We start from the raw sequence: 18258 nt of genomic DNA, 5'->3' as shown, positions 1-18258 counted from the left end.
AAAAAGGAAGGTTTTATATGAATACATTTAGATGGATAGCTGCAAGGAAACAGCTTTCTCCTCGTGCGTTTAAAGATGAGTTAACTAGTCAAATCTGGTTTAGTCCCTTAATTTATGCTTTCTTTTCTGTTCTTTTAGCTGCACTGACGCTGTTTCTTGACTATTATTGCAAAGTAGGAGAGAAGGTTCCGTCATTTTTTTCAATCAACATGGATTTAACGAATACGTTAGTGAGTACGATTATGCCCGGGATTCTATCGATTACCACATTTACCTTTAATTTAATGCTTGTTGTGTTTACATCATTTGCAGCTCAGTTTTCTCCTCGCGTGTTAAAAAACTTTGCTTCTTCTAAGTCTACTCAGCGAATTTTAGGTATTTTTATAGGGAGTTTTTTGTATACACTTTTTGTCTTTCTTTTTTTAAACAGCTCTCAAGTAGACGGATATTTTGCGATTCCGTTTGTGACGACAGCCCTGTCTGTTTTTAGTGCGGGCACGTTTGTCTACTTCATTAATCATTCTGTTAAGTGGCTGCAAGTAAATCATATGACTCAATCGATGAAAACAGCGTCCATAAAAGCGATTAAAACAACGATTCGCGAGGAACTGGAGATTCATCGAACGCAGTCTAGTCATAGCGAACAATTTTCCTTTCCACAAGGAGAGAAAAAGCCGGTATGTATTCAAACATCCGGCTATATTCAAACGCTGAACTACAGCCAATTGATTCACTGTGCCAAAGAGCATAATTTAGTGATAAAAATGGAGCGTGAAGTAGGGGATTATGTGCTCAGCGGAACCGTATTGTTTTACTATTGGCATAGAGATTCGACGGAGCACGATGAAATGGACTGTACCGTCTTTCACCAATATATCCATGTAGGGAAATCTCAGACTGATATTCAAGACACGACGTATATCATTACGAAGTTTGTAGAGATGGCAGTTAAATCACTAGGGAATGATGATTTCAAAACGGCGGTTAACTCCATTCATCAAATTAGCGATATTCTTCGGGAAATTTGTGAAGCTAGTCAATTTTCTTCTTATTTAGTGGATGACAGCGGCGTGATACGAATGGTGATCCCTGACAAAAAGTTTGAGGACTTTTTATATGATGGATTCGCTAATATCCGGCACTATGCGAGACGGAATATCATCATTACGATGGAGCTGCTCAAAACGCTCGGAAATCTCGCTGAGGCCATTGGACCGGCTTATTACGACGATATTTGGGAGTTTGCCGTATACATTTCTAAAGGCTTTGAAGAAGAGTATTTATTTGTTCAAGATAAAAAGTACTTTTTACATATTCTTTGTGATTTAGCGGTTTCTACAAAAAAAGAAGAGCAATATGACCAAATCGCCAAACAAATGAAGGAATAAAAAAGCCGAAGTCAGGCGCTGACTTCGGCTTTTTCTTTATTTATTTGAACGCTTTAAGATGCTTTTTGCATGTGAAAATGTATCAAAGCTTGCTTTTCCGTGATACGCACCCATTCCGCTGTCACCAACGCCGCCAAATGGAAGGTAGTGAGACGTCATGTGGTTAATTGTATCGTTAATAGAACCGCCGCCAAATGACACGCTGTTTAAGATGTGATCTTGGACTGCTTCATCTTCAGAAAAAAGATAAAGTGCCAATGGTTTTGGACGTTTTACGATTGCTTGGATTACTTCTGAGATTTCATCGTATACGATGACTGGAAGAATTGGTCCAAAGATTTCATCTTGCATCACATCGTCTTCCCATGAGATGTTGTCAAGAACAGTTGGCTCAATAAACAGACGAGAACGATCCGTTTTGCCTCCAAAAACGATATCTCCGTTTGTTAAGAAGCTGTTAAGGCGATCAAAATGCTTTTCGCTCACTACGTGAGGGAAGTCTAGATTTTGTGAAACATCTTCGCCGTACGTGTTTGTTACGACTTGTTTTAGGTTAGCTAGCAGCTCGTCTTTTACATTTCGCTGAACAAGAATGTAGTCTGGCGCTACGCAAGTTTGACCAGCATTTGCAAATTTACCGCGCGCAATGCGTTTGGCTGCTTCTTCAATATTAGCATCTTCGTGTACAATTGTAGGACTTTTTCCGCCTAGTTCTAGCGTAACAGGCGTTAAATGTTTAGCTGCAGCTTCTGCTACAATTTTGCCGACCATTGTACTTCCTGTAAAGAAGATGTAATCAAAGTTTTCTTTTAATAAAGCCGTGCTTGTTTCCACTTCACCTTCGACTACCGTCAAGTATTCTTCAGGGAAGTTTTCATTAAACATCTTAGCAAGAAGGCTTGACGTATGAGGTGTTAATTCAGAAGGCTTTAACACCACGCAGTTACCTGCAGCAATCGCGCCTACTACTGGTGATACAGCAAGTTGGAACGGATAGTTCCAAGGTGCAATCACTAGAGCTAAACCGTATGGCTCTTGATAAATGTAGCTTTTTGCTCCTGCGTGAGTAGATGGTGTTTCTACTTCTTTTGGCGCTGCCCATTCTGCCAGATTCTCAACTGCAAAGTCGATTTCGCTTAGCACAAGACCAACTTCCGCACGTTTTGCTTCAAATTCTGGTTTGTTAAGGTCAGCTTTTACTGCTTTTAAAATGTCGTCTTCATGACGCACAACAAGTTCTCTTAATTTCTTTAGCGTTTCGATACGGAACGCAACTTCTTTTGTTTTACCGCTATTAAAGAATGAAAGCTGTTTTTTTGTAAGTTCTTGATAGTTGTTCATCAGAAAGTCTCCTTTTACTTCACATTTTTAGCTCTTTATTTATTAAATAGAACTAGCTGCTGCTTATTTCCAAGTTGTAACCGTATTGACCGGTAAACGGTAAGAAGCATGGCCTTCGCTTGCTGCTTTACCGATTGAGATAAGCATAATTGGAAGATAACGTTCTTTATCTAGACCGAATGCTTCTGCGATTAAGTGTTTTTCGTATCCGCCGATTGGATTTGTATCATATCCGTGAGCACGAGCCACAAGCATAAGCTGCATAGACACAAGACCTGAATCGATCAGCACGATGTCTTTCATATCTGCTTTTGGCATGTTTTCATAAATCGGCTTAAAGAAATTTAGCTGCTGTTCTTTAATATCCTGAGGCATATAGCCAAGCTCTACTGCTTTGCCGAAAATTTCATCTGCATATTCAAAGTTGTTCATGTCACCAAACACGGCGATAACCGCTGAAGATGTATGAACTTGTTCACTGTTAAATTTCGCAAGTTCAGCTAGCTTTTCTTTTCCTTCCGGCGTTTCAATTACAACAAAGCGCCACGGCTGCATATTAACAGAAGAAGGAGCGCGCATAGCTTCTGTAAGAATTTCCTCCATTTCCTCACGGCTGATTTTTACTGAAGGATCATATTTTTTAATTGAACGACGTTTTAATGCAATTTCGTTAAAGTCTTTTGTAGTCATAGTCATTATTCCTTTCTTTTTAGGCGTTAAACTTATTTATTATCATTTCCATATTTTTGATTGTGGACAATTGTTTGACATATCAATAATTGATACATCAACAATATAATACATTGATTTAAGAATTGCAAGGGAAAAAGTTTAAACTTTTGAAGTGGTGTTAATTGGAAGTGTGAAGACTCATTCTCCAGGGAACAAACAATTATAAAGAGAGTAAGGAAAAAAGAAATGATAAAACAAAAAGTTTGACTACTTTATCTCTATTGGTTACGATAAGTAACAGAAAAGAACAAAAGTGAATTTGTTACTTTTTAAATGAATGACAGTTTGAGAAAGAAGAGATAGAAAAGTGTTTATTCTCTTTTTAAAACCTAAACTGTATTTATAATTAGTACAGTATAGCAAGACATATCACGCAGGAAAAGTAGGAGGACTTCAAGATGTATACAGATTTAAAAGATAAAGTAGTAGTTGTAACAGGCGGATCAAAAGGATTGGGTCGCGCAATGGCCGTTCGTTTTGGTCAAGAGCAGTCAAAAGTAGTTGTAAACTACCGCAGCAATGAAGACGAAGCACTAGAAGTAAAAAAAGAAATTGAACAAGCTGGCGGTCAAGCAATTATTGTTCGAGGCGACGTAACAAAAGAAGAAGATGTTGTGAATCTTGTAGAAACAGCTGTTAAAGAGTTTGGCACATTAGACGTTATGATTAACAATGCTGGTGTTGAAAATCCAGTTCCTTCACATGAATTATCATTAGAAAACTGGAATCAAGTAATCGATACAAACTTAACAGGCGCATTTTTAGGAAGCCGCGAAGCGATTAAATATTTTGTTGAAAATGACGTTAAAGGAAACGTTATTAACATGTCCAGCGTTCACGAAATGATTCCTTGGCCACTATTTGTTCACTATGCAGCAAGTAAAGGCGGCATGAAACTAATGACGGAAACATTGGCTCTTGAATATGCGCCAAAAGGTATCCGCGTAAATAACATTGGGCCAGGTGCAATCGATACGCCAATCAACGCTGAAAAATTCGCAGATCCAGAACAGCGTGCAGACGTAGAAAGCATGATTCCAATGGGCTATATCGGCAACCCAGAAGAAATCGCATCAGTTGCAGCATTCTTAGCATCGTCACAAGCAAGCTACGTAACAGGTATTACACTATTTGCTGATGGCGGTATGACAAAATATCCTTCTTTCCAAGCGGGAAGAGGTTAATAGATAGAACTGAACGAAAAAGACCTCGGAATATTCCGGGGTCTTTTTTGTATGTAATAAATGCATAGGACATTTTCCGAATATTGAAACTTTTATTGAAGTGTTACGTATATAAGCTAACGACAAATAAAGGACGTGTTGATATGCTCCCGGAAACGATTCAACAAAAAGTAAATCAGTATAGAGATTTTTATATCAGCTTAAAAAATGAACTGAAATGGAAAGTGGCAGATCACAAGCAGTTTATGGCTATCGCTTCTATGTATGCAGTGAAAGGTAAATCTCTCGAGCTTCAGGATTATGTGGAGTTAAGTGACTATATTAAAAATCAAGTAGGGATGTTTTCTACGTTAAAATCATCGCAGCGATTTACGATCGCAGCCATGCTAGATACTCGCTATGAGAATCCAAAAGAAACGTTTCATGAATTTCTGGATGTATATGATCAATTGGTAGAAGGCGGATTTACGAGAGGCGCATTTACGTATATCGCAGCTTCGGCTATGCTGTCGAATGAGTCAAGTCGAAGTCATAAAGAAATGGTTCGAAGGTCAGTAGAAATTTATCAAGGCATGAAAAAAAAGCATCTCTTCCTTACATCAAGCGGTGATGTACCTCTTGCTGTGCTATTAGCTGAAACGAGCGAATTTGTTGATGATTTGATGCATGAAATTGAACACTTCTATACGACATTGGCGCAGTATGGATTTAAAAAAGGAAATGACCTTCAATTTTTAAGTCATATTCTTTCAATCGATAAAAACTTACATGGAGATACCCTTATTGAAAGGTGCGTATCAGTAAAAGAAGCCTGTGAATCGGCAGGTATCAAAGTGAAATCGATGCATTACCCGGTCATTGGCTTATTAGCATTGTTTGAAAAACCGGAAGCTGAAATTGAAATTATCTATGAAGTAGTGAAACAGCTAAACGCAGACAAACTTTTTAAATGGCAGAAAGACATCAATGTTATGCTGGCGGTTAATTTGGTTATCAGTGAAAAGCTGCAGGATTCTAGACTGGTCGAAACAGGCATCTATACAACGATTGAAACGATTATTCAAGCTCAGCAAGCAGCTATGCTAGCGGTTATTGCGAGCACTTCAGCGGTTGCTACTACGACTACTACTTGATAAATGAAACGGTTATAAAAAGAGGCTGGGACATAACTACATGAATCTAACCTAAAGATGAACCAATGGAATAAATGAGCTGAACCGCTTATAAGACCGCTGTTGATTTCCGTGCAAGGCTTCGCTTTCCGCGGGCAGCCGCTGAGCCTCCTCGTCACTTACGCTCCTGCGGGGTCTCATCTGTTCCGCTTTCCCCGCAGGAGTCTTCGCCTTGCCCTCCAATCAACAGCTAGAAGTACCCGTATACATGAAACCTACGTTCACATACCGATGAAAAAATCCGAACGAAGTTGATTCTCCATCAAGAATCTTGATTCCTCGTTCGGATTTACATTCAACTAGAATACTTTTATCTCAGCTTTTCTCTTAAAAAGTATAAACTTCACCATCATCTGGAACAAAGACGTGAGAGGCCATTTCTTTTCCTTTGATAAAGCTTTTTAACTCTTCTCTTGATAACGTCCAGTGATTTACAGCTTCCATATGGACAGAAAGAATCGTAGCATGAGGGGCCGCTTTAAAAACTTGGTAAATATCTTCTTTCCCCATCACAAGAGAACCGCCTTCTAAAAATTGATTATCTCCGCCGTTTACGACAATGATCTCTGGTTTATGTGTGTTGATTTCTTCTTCAACAGCGGAATACCATACCGTATCTCCAGCTACATAAAGCGTTTTTTCGCTCTCTTGTTTAAACACAACGCCGCATACTAAACCGGTACGCTTTAAAATTTCTCCTCTTCCATGTTCACCTTTTGTTTTGATTAATTCAACGCCTTCAAAAACCGTGTTTTGCGTAAGTACTTCTACATTTTTAAAACCAGCTTCTTTTACTGCTGCGGCATCTTCTTCATTTTGAACGAACATTTTGATGTCTTTTGGCAAAGCCTGCTTAGCCGCATCGTCAAAATGGTCTAAATGGAGGTGAGTGACAATAATCGCATCTACATCATCAATAATCTCTTCAACGGATATCGGTAAGTTCACTAAAGGGTTGTTTTGATCTTGTCTGATCGAATTTTGGAAAGGAGGGTAAGTGCCTTTTTCCGCTAACATAGGATCAATTAAAAACGTTTTTCCTCCGTATTCAACAATTAGAGTAGCGTTACGAATATGTGTAATCTTCATCTGTATCTCTCCTTTTTTTGATCTACGTATAGTTTATAGGATAATCTACTCGCAAATACATAGATAAAATCAAGTCTTTTAACACTTTTACTTGATAAATGAAAGAATGTTAGTCAAAAGCAAAAAGAACCTAAACAGCGCTGTTTAGGTTCTTTTTAAGATTTCTTTTAGCTCTTTATATACACGTACTTGGTTGCGTCCATGTTGTTTGGCAGCGTACAGGGCGATATCTGCTTTATTTAACAGCTCATCTAACGTTTCATTTTCTTGTTTTTCCGCTTGTGCTACTCCAAGACTTAGCGTAACAGAAATGGTTTCTTCATTAATCAGTAGGGGCTGAGTCTCGACGTGACGGCGAATTTGGTCGGCAAGCGTTTCGCCTTCCGATAAAGTATAGCCCTTTAGCGCGAGTACAAATTCTTCACCGCCGTACCGAGCAAAAAGGGCTCCTTGCGGTAATGCGGACTGGCAGGCTTTTACGACATGTACAAGCACCTGATCGCCAGTATAATGACCGTACGTATCGTTCACTTTTTTAAAATAATCAATATCAAGTAAAAGAAGTGTGAAAGAGGATGCGAACTTTTTTGCTTCATCTAATGCTTGCTTGCTGTGATGAAAAAATGCCCTGCGGTTATAAATTTGCGTCAGCTCATCGTAATAAGCTTGATTTTCAAGCATTAGCTGAAGTCTTTTTACCTCCGTGATATCCGTGAAAATAAGCAGCAAGCCGTGACTGTTGTTAGCATACTGCAAAGGAGAGGTGCGAACTTGATACGTATACTGAGATTGATCCGCAGAAAAAAGCTGCAGCTCTTGACTGCTTTTTTTATTTTCTAATGTAAAAGGAAATGAACTGTCCGATAGCGTGAACCAAATATCAGCAAACCGTTTTCCAAACATGGCTTTTTTTAGCTGCGGAAACATGTTCTTAGATGCTAAGTTAAATTCAATTAATCTGTAAGCTTCATCAAGCACGATAACACCGTCATTGATGCTGTTAAATATCGCGTCTTTCGCAACGGGCATGACCGTAAACATACGCGATGAGTTAATGGACCATAAATATAAAAAAGAAGAAACCCATAAAACCATCGGAACTGGATCAATTCCCTGCGGCGTAAACCCCATTAAATAGACAAAAGCTGTAACCATAGGGACTAATTGACCGACCATTAATGCAATTAACTGTAGGCGATAAGCTTTGGCTGTTTCCTTCCATCGGTAAACGGCGAGCAAAAAAGCAACGAACATAGACGAAAAGATGAACATGCCGTGAATCGTGTACCATGGTCCAATTTCTTGATGAACGTAAGGAGCACCTAAAACTGGGTCAATTTCAAACACTCGGTAATGAAGGTGATGCCAGTTATTTGTTGCGACCATGATCAAACTAATAAACGGAATGATAAAAAGGGCAAAAATATGTTTTTTCCTCACCTTTATGCCGACATACCGCATAACAAACAGCAGTCCTGCAGGAGGTGAAAAAGGCATGCCTACGTATTGAATGACGGTCCAAAATTTCATTTCCTCAAGGTTAACGGATAGTAAGCTAAATGCCGCACCAATACAATAAACGGTGGTGAAGCCCGTATGAAGAATAAATAAATGCGCGATGTTAGCGTAGTGGTGACGCTTAATAAATACGTAAAAACATAAGTATAAATTAAGAACACCGGACGTGCAGATAAGCGTTATATAAGCTGTTAAATCTAAATTCACAATTGTATCCCTCATTAAGAAAGCATTTTTAGTTAAATGTAGCACAGTTGAAATAAAATGTGGATGTTTTATTAGGGATTTAGTAGCAGCGAAAGAAGTAGATGGATAGTCTATAAGAATTATTTCTCTTTCACTAGTAAATTATTAAAAATTCAGTATCTTATATATTGACATCGCTTTCATGATAGAATATAATTTCAGTAATAACTTAAAACTGGATTGTTACTGATTCGATCAGGCATTACCTGTGTTAAAAATACGTGATGTGTTCATGTGTTTTTAAGATGGGATTTTTACGTTTGTTCTGATGTGGGGGAAGCATCTATGAAATTTGTTAAAGTATTTAATAATAACGTAGCATTGGTCAAAGACTCCTCTAATGTAGAATGGGTCATCATGGGAACAGGCGTCGGTTTCCAAAAGAAAAAAGGTGATCCCGTTGATAAGGCTGTCATTCGACGAAAGTTTGTGGCGGAGTCGTCCAATATTCGTCGACCGCTGGCTCAAATTTTAGAGAGCATCAAACCAGAAATTCTCGAGGTTTCTGTCGAATTAATCAAGCAAGCAGAAAGAGAAATAGGTGAGCCTTTTCGCACCAATATTCACTTGACCCTTGCGGATCACTTGAATTTTGCGATTGAACGAAGCCATAATGGCCTTGAATACGCGCAGCCAAGCCGCTGGGAAGTCAAGAAGCTTTATCCGAAAGAGTATAATGCGGCTGTTAACGCAATTCGACTGGTGTATGACCGGCTTGATGTGCTGCTTCCTAAAAGTGAAGAAACGTTTCTTACCTATCATTTTGTAAACGCACAGAATGTACAAGCAAAAGTGGAAGAAACGATGAAGATGACTGAAGTGATTAATCGAATTATCGATGTTGTTCAATATCATTTTCAGCTCAAACTTGACGAAGAATCCATGAACTATTCTCGCTTTGTCACGCATCTACGATTTTTTGTTTTACGTCAGCTAGATCAGAACCCACATGTTTCTCCGGAAGTTGATGCTACGCTGCTGGATGTCGTAAAAACAAAGTATGAAAAAGCATATAAAGCTGTTGAAAAAGTGGCTAATTTACTTCGTAAACAGCATGGTTGGTCTTTAACGTCAGATGAAAAGCTTTACTTAACGCTACACATTTGGCGGGTGACGAATCTAGTAGAAACTGAATAATTGTTCTTCTTTGGAGGATTGTTACTGACTCGATCAGGCATTACCCAAGCAGACATTTGCATGTTACAAACATGCGGTGATCTGTTTGGGTTTTTTTATTGAAAAAAGGAGGGATATAAATGACTTCATATAAAGAAACGGCTAAACAAGTAGTAGATAAAATCGGTGGAGCACAGAATGTTAACCAGGCTTGGCACTGCGTGACGAGACTTCGCTTTAATCTTCATGATAAGAATAAAGTCCAGGTGGAGGAAATTAAGCAAATAAAAGGAGTGATGGGCGCTCAGTTTTCTGGAGATCAGTTTCAAGTCATTATTGGAAACAGAGTGGCTGAAGTTTTTGAAGAAGTTGAACCTTTGGTAGGAAGCGGAAGCGCTGCTGAGGAGAAAAGCGGCACAAAACAAGGCGTTGTTTCACTTGTGATGGATAGCATTTCAGGAATCTTTACTCCTGTTTTACCAGCGCTTATTGGTGCAGGTATGCTAAAAGCTTTTGTCGCTTTATTTGCTACCCTAGGATGGCTGAGCATAGAAAGCGATACGTACGCAGTGCTGAACGCAATCGGAGACGGAGTCTTTTACTTTCTGCCATTTTTCTTAGCAGTTTCAGCAGCTCGCAAGTTTAAAACAAATGAATACTTAGCGCTTGCTTTAGCAGCTGCCATGCTGTATCCGACCTTTGTAGATGCAGCGCGAGGTATTACGAAAATAAAAGAATTCACGTTATTTGGAATCAATTTTATATCCATTCCAGTCGTTAACTATACGTCTAGTGTAATACCGATTATTTTAGGTGTGCTGCTATTAAAGTATGTATATAAATTTGTTCGCTCATGGATGCCAGCTACTGTTACGGTCATGTTCTCACCATTGCTTGCACTTCTAATCGCCGCACCTATTACGCTATGGGTAATAGGTCCGCTTGGAACGTATATGGGAGACGGGTTAGCCATTATGTTCTCATGGATGTTTGAAACAGCCGGTCCGCTTGCGGGTCTTTTACTGGCAGGTCTTATGCCTCTTATTATTATGACGGGTATGCACTATGCAATAGGTCCAATCGCGATTCAAAATCTAAAAGTGTATGGATTTGACAATGTTTTGATGCCGATGATGTATATCAGCAACCTTGCTCAAGGAGGAGCGGCTTTTGGAGTAGCGTTAAAAACCAAAAATAAAGATTTAAAACAAGTTGCGTTTTCATCAGCCATTTCAGCTGTTATTGGAATTACAGAGCCCGCTATGTACGGGGTAAACATGAAGTTAAAAAAGCCTTTTTATTACGCTATGGCATCTAGTGCACTGCTCGGTGGCTTTGCCGGATGGTATGGATTTAAAGCTTTTACATTAGGAGGATTAGTCGGAGTATTTGCGATTCCTACGTTTGCAGATCCAAGCGGAGCAGCAGGCAATTTAATTGTCGCAGTAGCGCTGCTGGCAGCGGCCGTTATTTTACCAGCTGTCTTGGTACTTACTCTTGGGTTTAAAGATATTGCTTCAGAAGAACCAGAAAAAAATACAATAAAACTTGAAGAACATCCTTTCAAAGAAGAAGCGCCACTGCAAAATGTTTCTCTAGCAGTAGAAGAGAAAAAAGGCGGTAAAACGAAAAGCGTCTTCTCTCCGTTGCACGGTGAACTTGTTCCGCTGCATCAAGTGTCAGATCCAACATTTGCTCAAGAAATTATGGGCAAAGGAATTGCGATTAAACCGAGTGACAACCGCGTAGTCTCGCCTATTGCTGGAACGATTATGGTGTTGCCTGATTCTCAACACGCAATTGGCATTAAAGGAGAGGACGGAGAGGAAATTTTAATTCATATTGGAATTGATACCGTTTCTTTAAAAGGAAAGCATTTTAAGGCGCTGGTGAAAGAAAAAGATCATGTAAATGCAGGGCATCCGCTTGTTGAATTTGACCGACATGCGATTGCAGAAGCTGGATTCGAAACCGTTACGATGGTTATTGTCACAAACACCGCAGAGTATTTAGATGTACTGCCGGTCAATGAAATAGGTCCAATTTTTGAAGGGGAACAGCTACTTTCTGTAGTAAAATAAATGCTATTTTTAATAAAAATATGAAAAAAGGACGTGGGGACTATGTTAACAAATGATACTGTATTTAAAAAAGGATTTTTATGGGGAGGAGCAACAGCTGCTAATCAAATTGAAGGGGCTTATGACGTTGATGGAAAAGGGCTGTCTACGGCAGATATGATCCGATTTGTCCCAAAAGACGAGCGAACTGGTTATTCAATGGATGTAAAAGCAGATTATATTGAAGATGTGCTTAACAACAAAATAAACGATCGTTTTCCGAAACGTACGGCTATCGACTTTTATCATCGCTATAAAGAAGATATCGCACTGTTCGCAGAAATGGGGTTTAAAACGCTTCGTATTTCGATTAACTGGGCGAGAATTTTCCCTAATGGAGATGATATGAATCCAAACGAAGCAGGGTTGCAATTTTACGATAACCTATTTGATGAAATGTTAAAGTACGGAATCGAGCCGCTAGTGACGCTGTCGCATTATGAAACGCCGCTGGAGCTTACGCGTAAATACAACGGCTGGTACAGCCGCAAGCTAATTGGCTTTTATACACGCTACGCCGAAACGGTGTTTACACGCTATAAAAACAAGGTGAAATACTGGCTGACGTTTAATGAAATTAATGTGATTACGCATAGTCCTTATACAGGCGGCGGTATTTTAGTTGAAAATGTTCCAAATCAGTCAGCGGAACAAATTGCGTATCAAGGGGCGCATCATCAATTTGTGGCGAGTGCACTTGCCACTAAGTTAGCTCATGAAATTATTCCAGATGTAAAAGTAGGGTGTATGCTTGCGCGTATGACAACGTATCCTGTGACGAATCATCCGGACGATATTTTACTAGCTCAGCATAAAAATGACTTGAACTTATTTTTTACAGATGTTCAAGTGCGCGGAGAATATCCAAAGGTAATGGAGCGTTACTTTAAAGAAAACAACATTCACATCGTAAAAGAGGTAGGGGACGATGAGATTATCAAACAATATCCTGTTGACTTTATTTCATTTAGCTACTATATGTCTCTTTCTGTCACAACGCAAAGCGAAGAAGACAATGTCCTAGGAAATATGATTGCAGGAAGTGTGAAAAATCCTCATCTTCAAACGTCCGATTGGGGATGGCAAATCGATCCGAAAGGACTTCGCTATACGTTACAAGATTTTCATAACCGCTACGGCAAACCGCTGTTTATCGTTGAAAATGGGTTAGGAGCTCATGACAAAGTAGAAGAAGACGGATCAATTCATGATCCGTACCGTGTAGATTATTTAAGACAGCATATTGAACAAATGAAAGAAGCGGTCAAAGATGGTGTAGACTTAATGGGCTATACCGCGTGGGGACCGATTGATTTAATCAGTGTATCAACAAACGAAATGTCAAAACGATACGGCTTTATTTACGTAGATCAAGACGATGAAGGAAATGGTACGCTTGAACGATCTAAAAAAGATTCTTTTTACTGGTATAAACAAGTGATTCAGACAAATGGAGAAGATTTATCTTCATCTACAAAAGTCAAAGTTTCTCAGTAAAAAACACATGCCTGAAAACACGAGATGTTCCTTCATCTGCGTGTCTTCAGGCATATTTTCATTGGCTCACAGCCTACGTAAGTTCATCGTTTTACAAAGATGCCAGCTGCATTTTTTTCTGTCTAAAAAAGACCCAATCTGTAAAGCCGATTTCTTTAAGCCGATTTTTTACTAGTTCAAAGTCGTCGCCAATACGCTCTGGGTCATGAGCATCGGAACCAAATGTAATATGTACTCCGTAGTGCAGGGCTCTTTCCAAAATATCATCTGCAGGATACCAGCCTCCGCAGTCTTTGGTTTTGCCTGATGTATTCACTTCTATAGCAATGTCATGTGCTGAAATCACTTTTAGCGTCTGATCAATGACAGCTGTCTCGATAGAAGAAAAGGAGGGATAGAATCCTTTCATGGCATCAATATGGCCAAGAATCTGAAACATTCTGCTTCGGGCGGATTCTTCGATCAATCGATAATACGTTTCTTTCGTGCGCTGCTTTTCTTGCTGAGAAAGTCCTTCCCAGCGCGTTTTATGAAAGATGCTAATTTCATCAACTTGATGGACAGAGCCGATTATGTAATCAAACGGATATTTTTCATAGTGGCTTTGGTATATTTTTGCATGCTCGGGAAAAAAATCAGACTCCACGCCTAACAGCACTTCAATTTTCTCTTTATATTCTTCTTTTAGTTTCAAAATCTCAGCTACGTATCCGGAAAATGCGCTTTTTCCCATCGCAATATGAGGATACGGCTGGTCTTCTTCGCTCGCAAAATAAGGAGAATGATCCGAAATTCCAATGATATCAAGGCCTTTATCAATGGATGCCTCTATATAATCTCGAATCGTTCCGCGAGCATGTCCGCATCGGTCGTGATGGGTATGAAAATCAAATTTTAACTCAGCGTTCATGTATTATCACCTCTGTTATCTTTTTATGTAGCTTATAGAATATTCTACAAAGAAACAAAGTATCCCCCGTAGAAATGGATGAAGAGAATATTTCTTGGATTTGCTTGTAATTCATCTACTAAAAAGATTGTACAGAAACAAGTTATTTTATTTAATTTGCTGTAAAAATTGAAATGGCATCCATACCAAAAGTTACATTTGATTCGGCTTATTAAAACGCATATACTACTCATACACGATCTGAAATAACGTTCAGGTAATTGCTGCATCATTTGATGTAGAGGAAAGTCCATGCTCGCACGGTGCTGAGATGCCCGTAGTGTTCGTGCCTAGTGAAAAAATAAGCTAGGGCAGCTCGGCTTATAGCTTAGCTGACGGCGGGAAAAACCACCTAAGTCTTCGGATATGGTCGAGTATCCCTGAAAGTGCCACAGTGACGAAGCTTTGCTGGAAACAGCAAAGGTGGAACGCGGTAAACCCCACGAGCGAGAAACCCAAACAATGGTAGGGGAACTGTCTCTAAGGAATTCAACGGAGAGACGGACGGTTACATGCGTAATCGTAGATAGATGATTACCGCCTGAGTACGAGAGTAAAATCGTTTGCAGTACAAAGGTACAAAACATGGCTTATCGAACGTTGTTGAAACAGAGACTGACTATAAATATGTAACCAAAACAAACCAATGGGGTTTGTTTTTTTGTTTGTTATTTTTCAAATCATAGCCGACTCATTGACAGAGTGCTTGAATTTTTTTAACCATAGTATGAGGATTCAAGGTATATGGAAATACATATTGCCTAAATTGCGGTATAGTTTACTTGTACTTACTAAACATGGGGAAAGGGAGAATATTCATGATTAAGAAAATGGAGCATACAGCAATTATTGTTAGAAATATGGATGAGACGATTCACTACTACGGGGATATGTTTGGCTTTAAAGTTCGCCTTCAAGGATCTACCCAAAAAAGAGAGATGGCTTTTTTGTATCTTGAAGAACAGCCGGGTATCGAAATTGAGCTCATTCGAGATATTGATCCGATAGGCGAGTATAACAAAAGCGGGATTGTTAACCACCTTGCCTTTACGGTAGAGGATATAAATAAGGCGATTCAACATTATAAGAGCAAAGGAATTGAATTTTTATCATCTGAGCCTCAGCCAACGCTTGAAGGCGGCCGTATGATTTTATTTCACGGACCTAATGATGAACTGCTGCAGTTAGTAGAACGAGTTAAACTTTAAAAAGTTTACTTTAAGAGGTACATACAAGAAAAAATGCGTTTTACATTCTCAAAAAAGACCTTTCTTTGATTGTGATAGAAAGGTCTTTTTGATGTGAATTTACTATGATATCTCAGTTAGCTTTTTAATAACTTTCCTTACGTTTCAGGACAAATTCTTCTTTCTGCTAAAAAATGATAATTATAAAATTTTATAAGTGCCGTATACAGCAATCGTCAAGATGAACTAAAAACATCCTCTAGTATGTTTCCATTTTTTATAGTAGCATCCTCTAATTATAATGTATAATTCATTATAATTACATTTTTTATGTATCTGTGTAATGAATAAAGTACCTTGATAAGGAGATGGTACGAAGTGGAGTGGCAGCAGTTTAAATATTTTCAAACACTAGCACGCACGCAGCATATGACGCGCGCAGCAGAAGAGCTGTTAATTACGCAGCCTGCGCTCAGTCGTTCAATTGCTCGCTTCGAAGAGGAAGTAGGAGCACCGCTATTTGACCGGCAAGGACGATCCATTCGATTGAATCAATACGGTAAACTTTTTTTGAAGCGTGTAGGTAATATGATGAAAGAATTTGATAAAGGCCAAGAGGAAATTCAAGCGCTGCTAGATCCTGAGAAAGGGCAGGTGTCACTTGGATTTTTACATACGCTCAGCACAGATTTAATTCCAGATTTAATCGCTTCGTTTCGCAGTTTATATCCTAAGGTGAATTTTCAGCTGAGGCAAAGTCCTTCTCACGTTCTTCTTGAGCAGCTGGAGCTCGGTGAACTGGATCTTTGTTTGATTGCGCCTATGGAAGAGAAATCGTTCATTAAGTGGCATCATCTTTGGAGTGAAGAGCTGTTTGTGATCGTACCGAAAAATCACCGGTATGCTGATCGCGAAAGTATTGCACTAGAAGAAATTGCTGAGGAATCCTTTATTCATTTAAAAGAAGGTTTTTCTCTTCGTCTTACGTTTGAGCAGTTATTTGAAGAGACAGGGGAAAAGCCTCACATTATGTTTGAAGGAGAGGAAGCTGACACCGTAGCAGGACTTGTAGGAGCCGGCTTAGGAATTTCTATCCTTCCAGATTTACACGGAATCGATCAAAGTAAAATAGTGAAAATCCCATTAGCTAAAGCCAACTGTCACCGAGTAATTGGACTAGCATGGATTGAAGGAAGATACCTATCGCCGGCTGTTAAACAGTTTAGAAACTTTGTTTTACATAAATTCCATGACCAGGAATAAAGGTATTTTCTAGCTCAGGCTCGTTTACAAACTTAGTCCTTTTTTCGTTGGAATAATCGTTTTAAAATTGATCTCTTTTTACCTACTACGCTGCTTTCTTTTGAAGCTTCTACTAATTCTGAAATGGCCTGCTGTTCACGCAGGCTTTTACGCAAAGATTGAATAAGCTGCTTATCTTTTTCCTGAAGAATTTGTTTTGTATCAGGCTCTTGTTGGGGTGAAGGCTGTACCGGCTGTTCGGGAGGTGTCGGCTGCTGGTCGTCGGCCTCGGGCTGGTCGGCTGCTTCTGCTGTGTTCTCTGTGTCCTCTTTGTCTTCGGCTTCTTCTAGAGACACGGCAGCTTGATCCTCGCTTGTAGTCAAAGAGAATTCTTTTTGCAGCGCTTCATTGATTTCTTCTGCTTGACAGCCCTCATCATAAAGCTGCTTAATTTTCAGTAAAACGGTCGCAGCTGCAGCTTCATATTGTTTTGGTCGATGATCCTCTTTTTGAATAAAGAAATATTGGAATTTATCTATATATCTTCTAATCGTTGAAGTAGGAATACTCGTTTCTTCAGATAACTCTTTTACACTAAGCCATTTTGTCATTTTCTCACCACTTTTTAAATGATTACTTATTCGTCAGCATCAATTTGAATTTGTACTAGTATCTTTACTGTATATCTTATCATGTAACGCTTCTACGTACCTTGCTGTGTTGGTTTCTGTAACGTTTTTATAATCACAGTGTCATAAATGAGGTATAAGCTGCCACTCGCACAAAGATTTGTTAGTTGAAGAATAGGAAATAATCAGTAAGCATTTGTTTGGAGTATGTTGAACAATGATGAGCGTACTTCTTATTATTATCTTATAATGTTGCTGAAGAAAAATCGAGTGATTACTTCACTGTTTATTTAATATGGTAATGTTGTACTAAAGAAGAAACGAAAGGAGGAGCGACTTGAGTTTTACAGAACGAGCAGTAGCACTTATTAAACAAATACCATCCGGGAAAGTAATGACATACGGACAAATCGCCCGCCTGGCTGGGAGTCCGCGAGGTGCAAGGCAAGTTGTGCGAGTGTTGCACTCGATGAGTAGAAAACATAAACTGCCTTGGCACCGGGTCATTAATTCCAAAGGAGAAATTGGATTTAAAGACGAAGAAATGTACGTTGTTCAAAAACATTCACTTGAAGCGGAAGGAATACTCGTTTCTTCGGATGGAAAGCTTGATCTTAAAGTCTATCTCTATGAACCTGACGTGTATAAATAATAAAAGAAATTGAGACATAGCGAAATTAATTCCAGCTAAAGATGAACAAACGAGATAGAGGAACTGAACCGCTTGTGACACCGCCATTAATTTCCGTGCAAGACTTCGCTTTCCACGGGCGGGCGGTGAGCCTCCTCGTCGCGTGTGCTCCTGCGGGGTCTCGCCATTCCCGCTTTTCCCGCAGGAGTCTTCGTCT

15 protein-coding genes and 1 other RNA gene are annotated in these 18258 nt (G+C 39.3%); 10 read left to right on the top strand and 6 right to left on the bottom strand.

Going from position 1 to position 18258, the window contains the following annotated elements:
* The first annotated feature begins 17 nt into the window (after positions 1 to 17).
* Complete coding sequence (locus tag MMB68_RS08925) at positions 18 to 1388, top strand: DUF2254 domain-containing protein (protein WP_277548596.1); 1371 nt, start codon at positions 18 to 20, stop codon at positions 1386 to 1388.
* Positions 1389 to 1424: 36 nt separating this feature from the next.
* Here MMB68_RS08925 and MMB68_RS08920 read toward each other — a convergent pair whose 3' ends face one another.
* Both MMB68_RS08920 and MMB68_RS08915 read right to left on the bottom strand, forming a co-directional pair.
* Entirely contained in the window at positions 1425 to 2729 is a 1305-nt protein-coding gene (locus tag MMB68_RS08920) for an aldehyde dehydrogenase (RefSeq protein WP_277548594.1), read from the bottom strand.
* Between the two features lie 63 nt (positions 2730 to 2792).
* Positions 2793 to 3419: a nitroreductase family protein gene (locus MMB68_RS08915; protein WP_277548593.1), complete on the bottom strand. Its 627-nt coding sequence runs from the start codon at positions 3417 to 3419 to the stop codon at positions 2793 to 2795.
* 440 nt (positions 3420 to 3859) lie between these two features.
* Between MMB68_RS08915 and gdh the strand changes: the two genes are divergently transcribed.
* Entirely contained in the window at positions 3860 to 4645 is a 786-nt protein-coding gene (gene gdh, locus MMB68_RS08910; protein ID WP_277548592.1) for a glucose 1-dehydrogenase, read from the top strand.
* A 143-nt stretch (positions 4646 to 4788) separates the two neighbouring features.
* Complete coding sequence (locus tag MMB68_RS08905) at positions 4789 to 5778, top strand: DUF4003 family protein (RefSeq protein WP_277548590.1); 990 nt, start codon at positions 4789 to 4791, stop codon at positions 5776 to 5778.
* 366 nt (positions 5779 to 6144) lie between these two features.
* Here MMB68_RS08905 and MMB68_RS08895 read toward each other — a convergent pair whose 3' ends face one another.
* Positions 6145 to 6906 carry an MBL fold metallo-hydrolase gene (locus MMB68_RS08895; protein ID WP_277548588.1) on the bottom strand — a complete coding sequence of 254 codons (762 nt, stop codon included), beginning with the start codon at positions 6904 to 6906 and terminating at the stop codon, positions 6145 to 6147.
* 144 nt (positions 6907 to 7050) lie between these two features.
* Positions 7051 to 8631, bottom strand: a complete 1581-nt coding sequence (locus tag MMB68_RS08890) for a histidine kinase N-terminal 7TM domain-containing diguanylate cyclase (protein WP_277548586.1) — start codon at positions 8629 to 8631, stop codon at positions 7051 to 7053.
* A gap of 324 nt (positions 8632 to 8955) precedes the next feature.
* On the opposite strand from MMB68_RS08890, the gene MMB68_RS08885 reads away from it, so the two are divergent.
* From MMB68_RS08885 to MMB68_RS08875, 3 genes are all read left to right on the top strand, one after another.
* Positions 8956 to 9807 (top strand): PRD domain-containing protein, encoded by an 852-nt coding sequence (locus MMB68_RS08885; RefSeq protein ID WP_221783988.1) that lies wholly within the window; start codon positions 8956 to 8958, stop codon positions 9805 to 9807.
* A 119-nt stretch (positions 9808 to 9926) separates the two neighbouring features.
* Positions 9927 to 11867 carry a beta-glucoside-specific PTS transporter subunit IIABC gene (locus MMB68_RS08880; RefSeq protein WP_221783990.1) on the top strand — a complete coding sequence of 647 codons (1941 nt, stop codon included), beginning with the start codon at positions 9927 to 9929 and terminating at the stop codon, positions 11865 to 11867.
* Between the two features lie 42 nt (positions 11868 to 11909).
* On the top strand, positions 11910 to 13403 hold the full coding sequence (locus MMB68_RS08875; RefSeq protein ID WP_221783992.1) for a glycoside hydrolase family 1 protein: 1494 nt from the start codon (positions 11910 to 11912) through the stop codon (positions 13401 to 13403).
* 91 nt (positions 13404 to 13494) lie between these two features.
* Here the strand turns inward: MMB68_RS08875 and MMB68_RS08870 are convergent, their stop codons facing one another.
* A complete protein-coding gene (locus MMB68_RS08870) occupies positions 13495 to 14313 on the bottom strand; it encodes a histidinol-phosphatase (protein ID WP_221783994.1) in 819 nt (272 codons plus the stop codon).
* 248 nt (positions 14314 to 14561) lie between these two features.
* Between MMB68_RS08870 and rnpB the strand changes: the two genes are divergently transcribed.
* The 3 genes from rnpB (at position 14562) to MMB68_RS08855 (ending at position 16802) form a co-directional block, all read left to right on the top strand.
* An RNA gene (gene rnpB, locus MMB68_RS08865) (RNase P RNA component class B) lies at positions 14562 to 14950 on the top strand.
* A gap of 220 nt (positions 14951 to 15170) precedes the next feature.
* Positions 15171 to 15560 carry a VOC family protein gene (locus tag MMB68_RS08860; protein ID WP_277548583.1) on the top strand — a complete coding sequence of 130 codons (390 nt, stop codon included), beginning with the start codon at positions 15171 to 15173 and terminating at the stop codon, positions 15558 to 15560.
* A 357-nt stretch (positions 15561 to 15917) separates the two neighbouring features.
* A complete protein-coding gene (locus MMB68_RS08855; RefSeq protein ID WP_264408073.1) occupies positions 15918 to 16802 on the top strand; it encodes a LysR family transcriptional regulator in 885 nt (294 codons plus the stop codon).
* 32 nt (positions 16803 to 16834) lie between these two features.
* Here the strand turns inward: MMB68_RS08855 and MMB68_RS08850 are convergent, their stop codons facing one another.
* Positions 16835 to 17392, bottom strand: coding sequence for a MerR family transcriptional regulator (locus tag MMB68_RS08850; RefSeq protein ID WP_098524796.1), 558 nt, complete (start codon positions 17390 to 17392; stop codon positions 16835 to 16837).
* A 355-nt stretch (positions 17393 to 17747) separates the two neighbouring features.
* Here MMB68_RS08850 and MMB68_RS08845 point away from each other — a divergent pair, with 355 nt between their 5' ends.
* Positions 17748 to 18062 carry an MGMT family protein gene (locus MMB68_RS08845; protein WP_277548580.1) on the top strand — a complete coding sequence of 105 codons (315 nt, stop codon included), beginning with the start codon at positions 17748 to 17750 and terminating at the stop codon, positions 18060 to 18062.
* Positions 18063 to 18258: the final 196 nt, after the last annotated feature.

Origin of the sequence: Priestia sp. Y58 (genome assembly GCF_029522095.1) — a bacterium.
In the GTDB taxonomy this organism is placed as follows: Bacteria; Bacillota; Bacilli; order Bacillales; family Bacillaceae_H; genus Priestia; species Priestia megaterium_E.
Note: the sequence above shows the minus strand (reverse complement) of the source record. Positions and strands in the feature narration are given on the sequence as shown.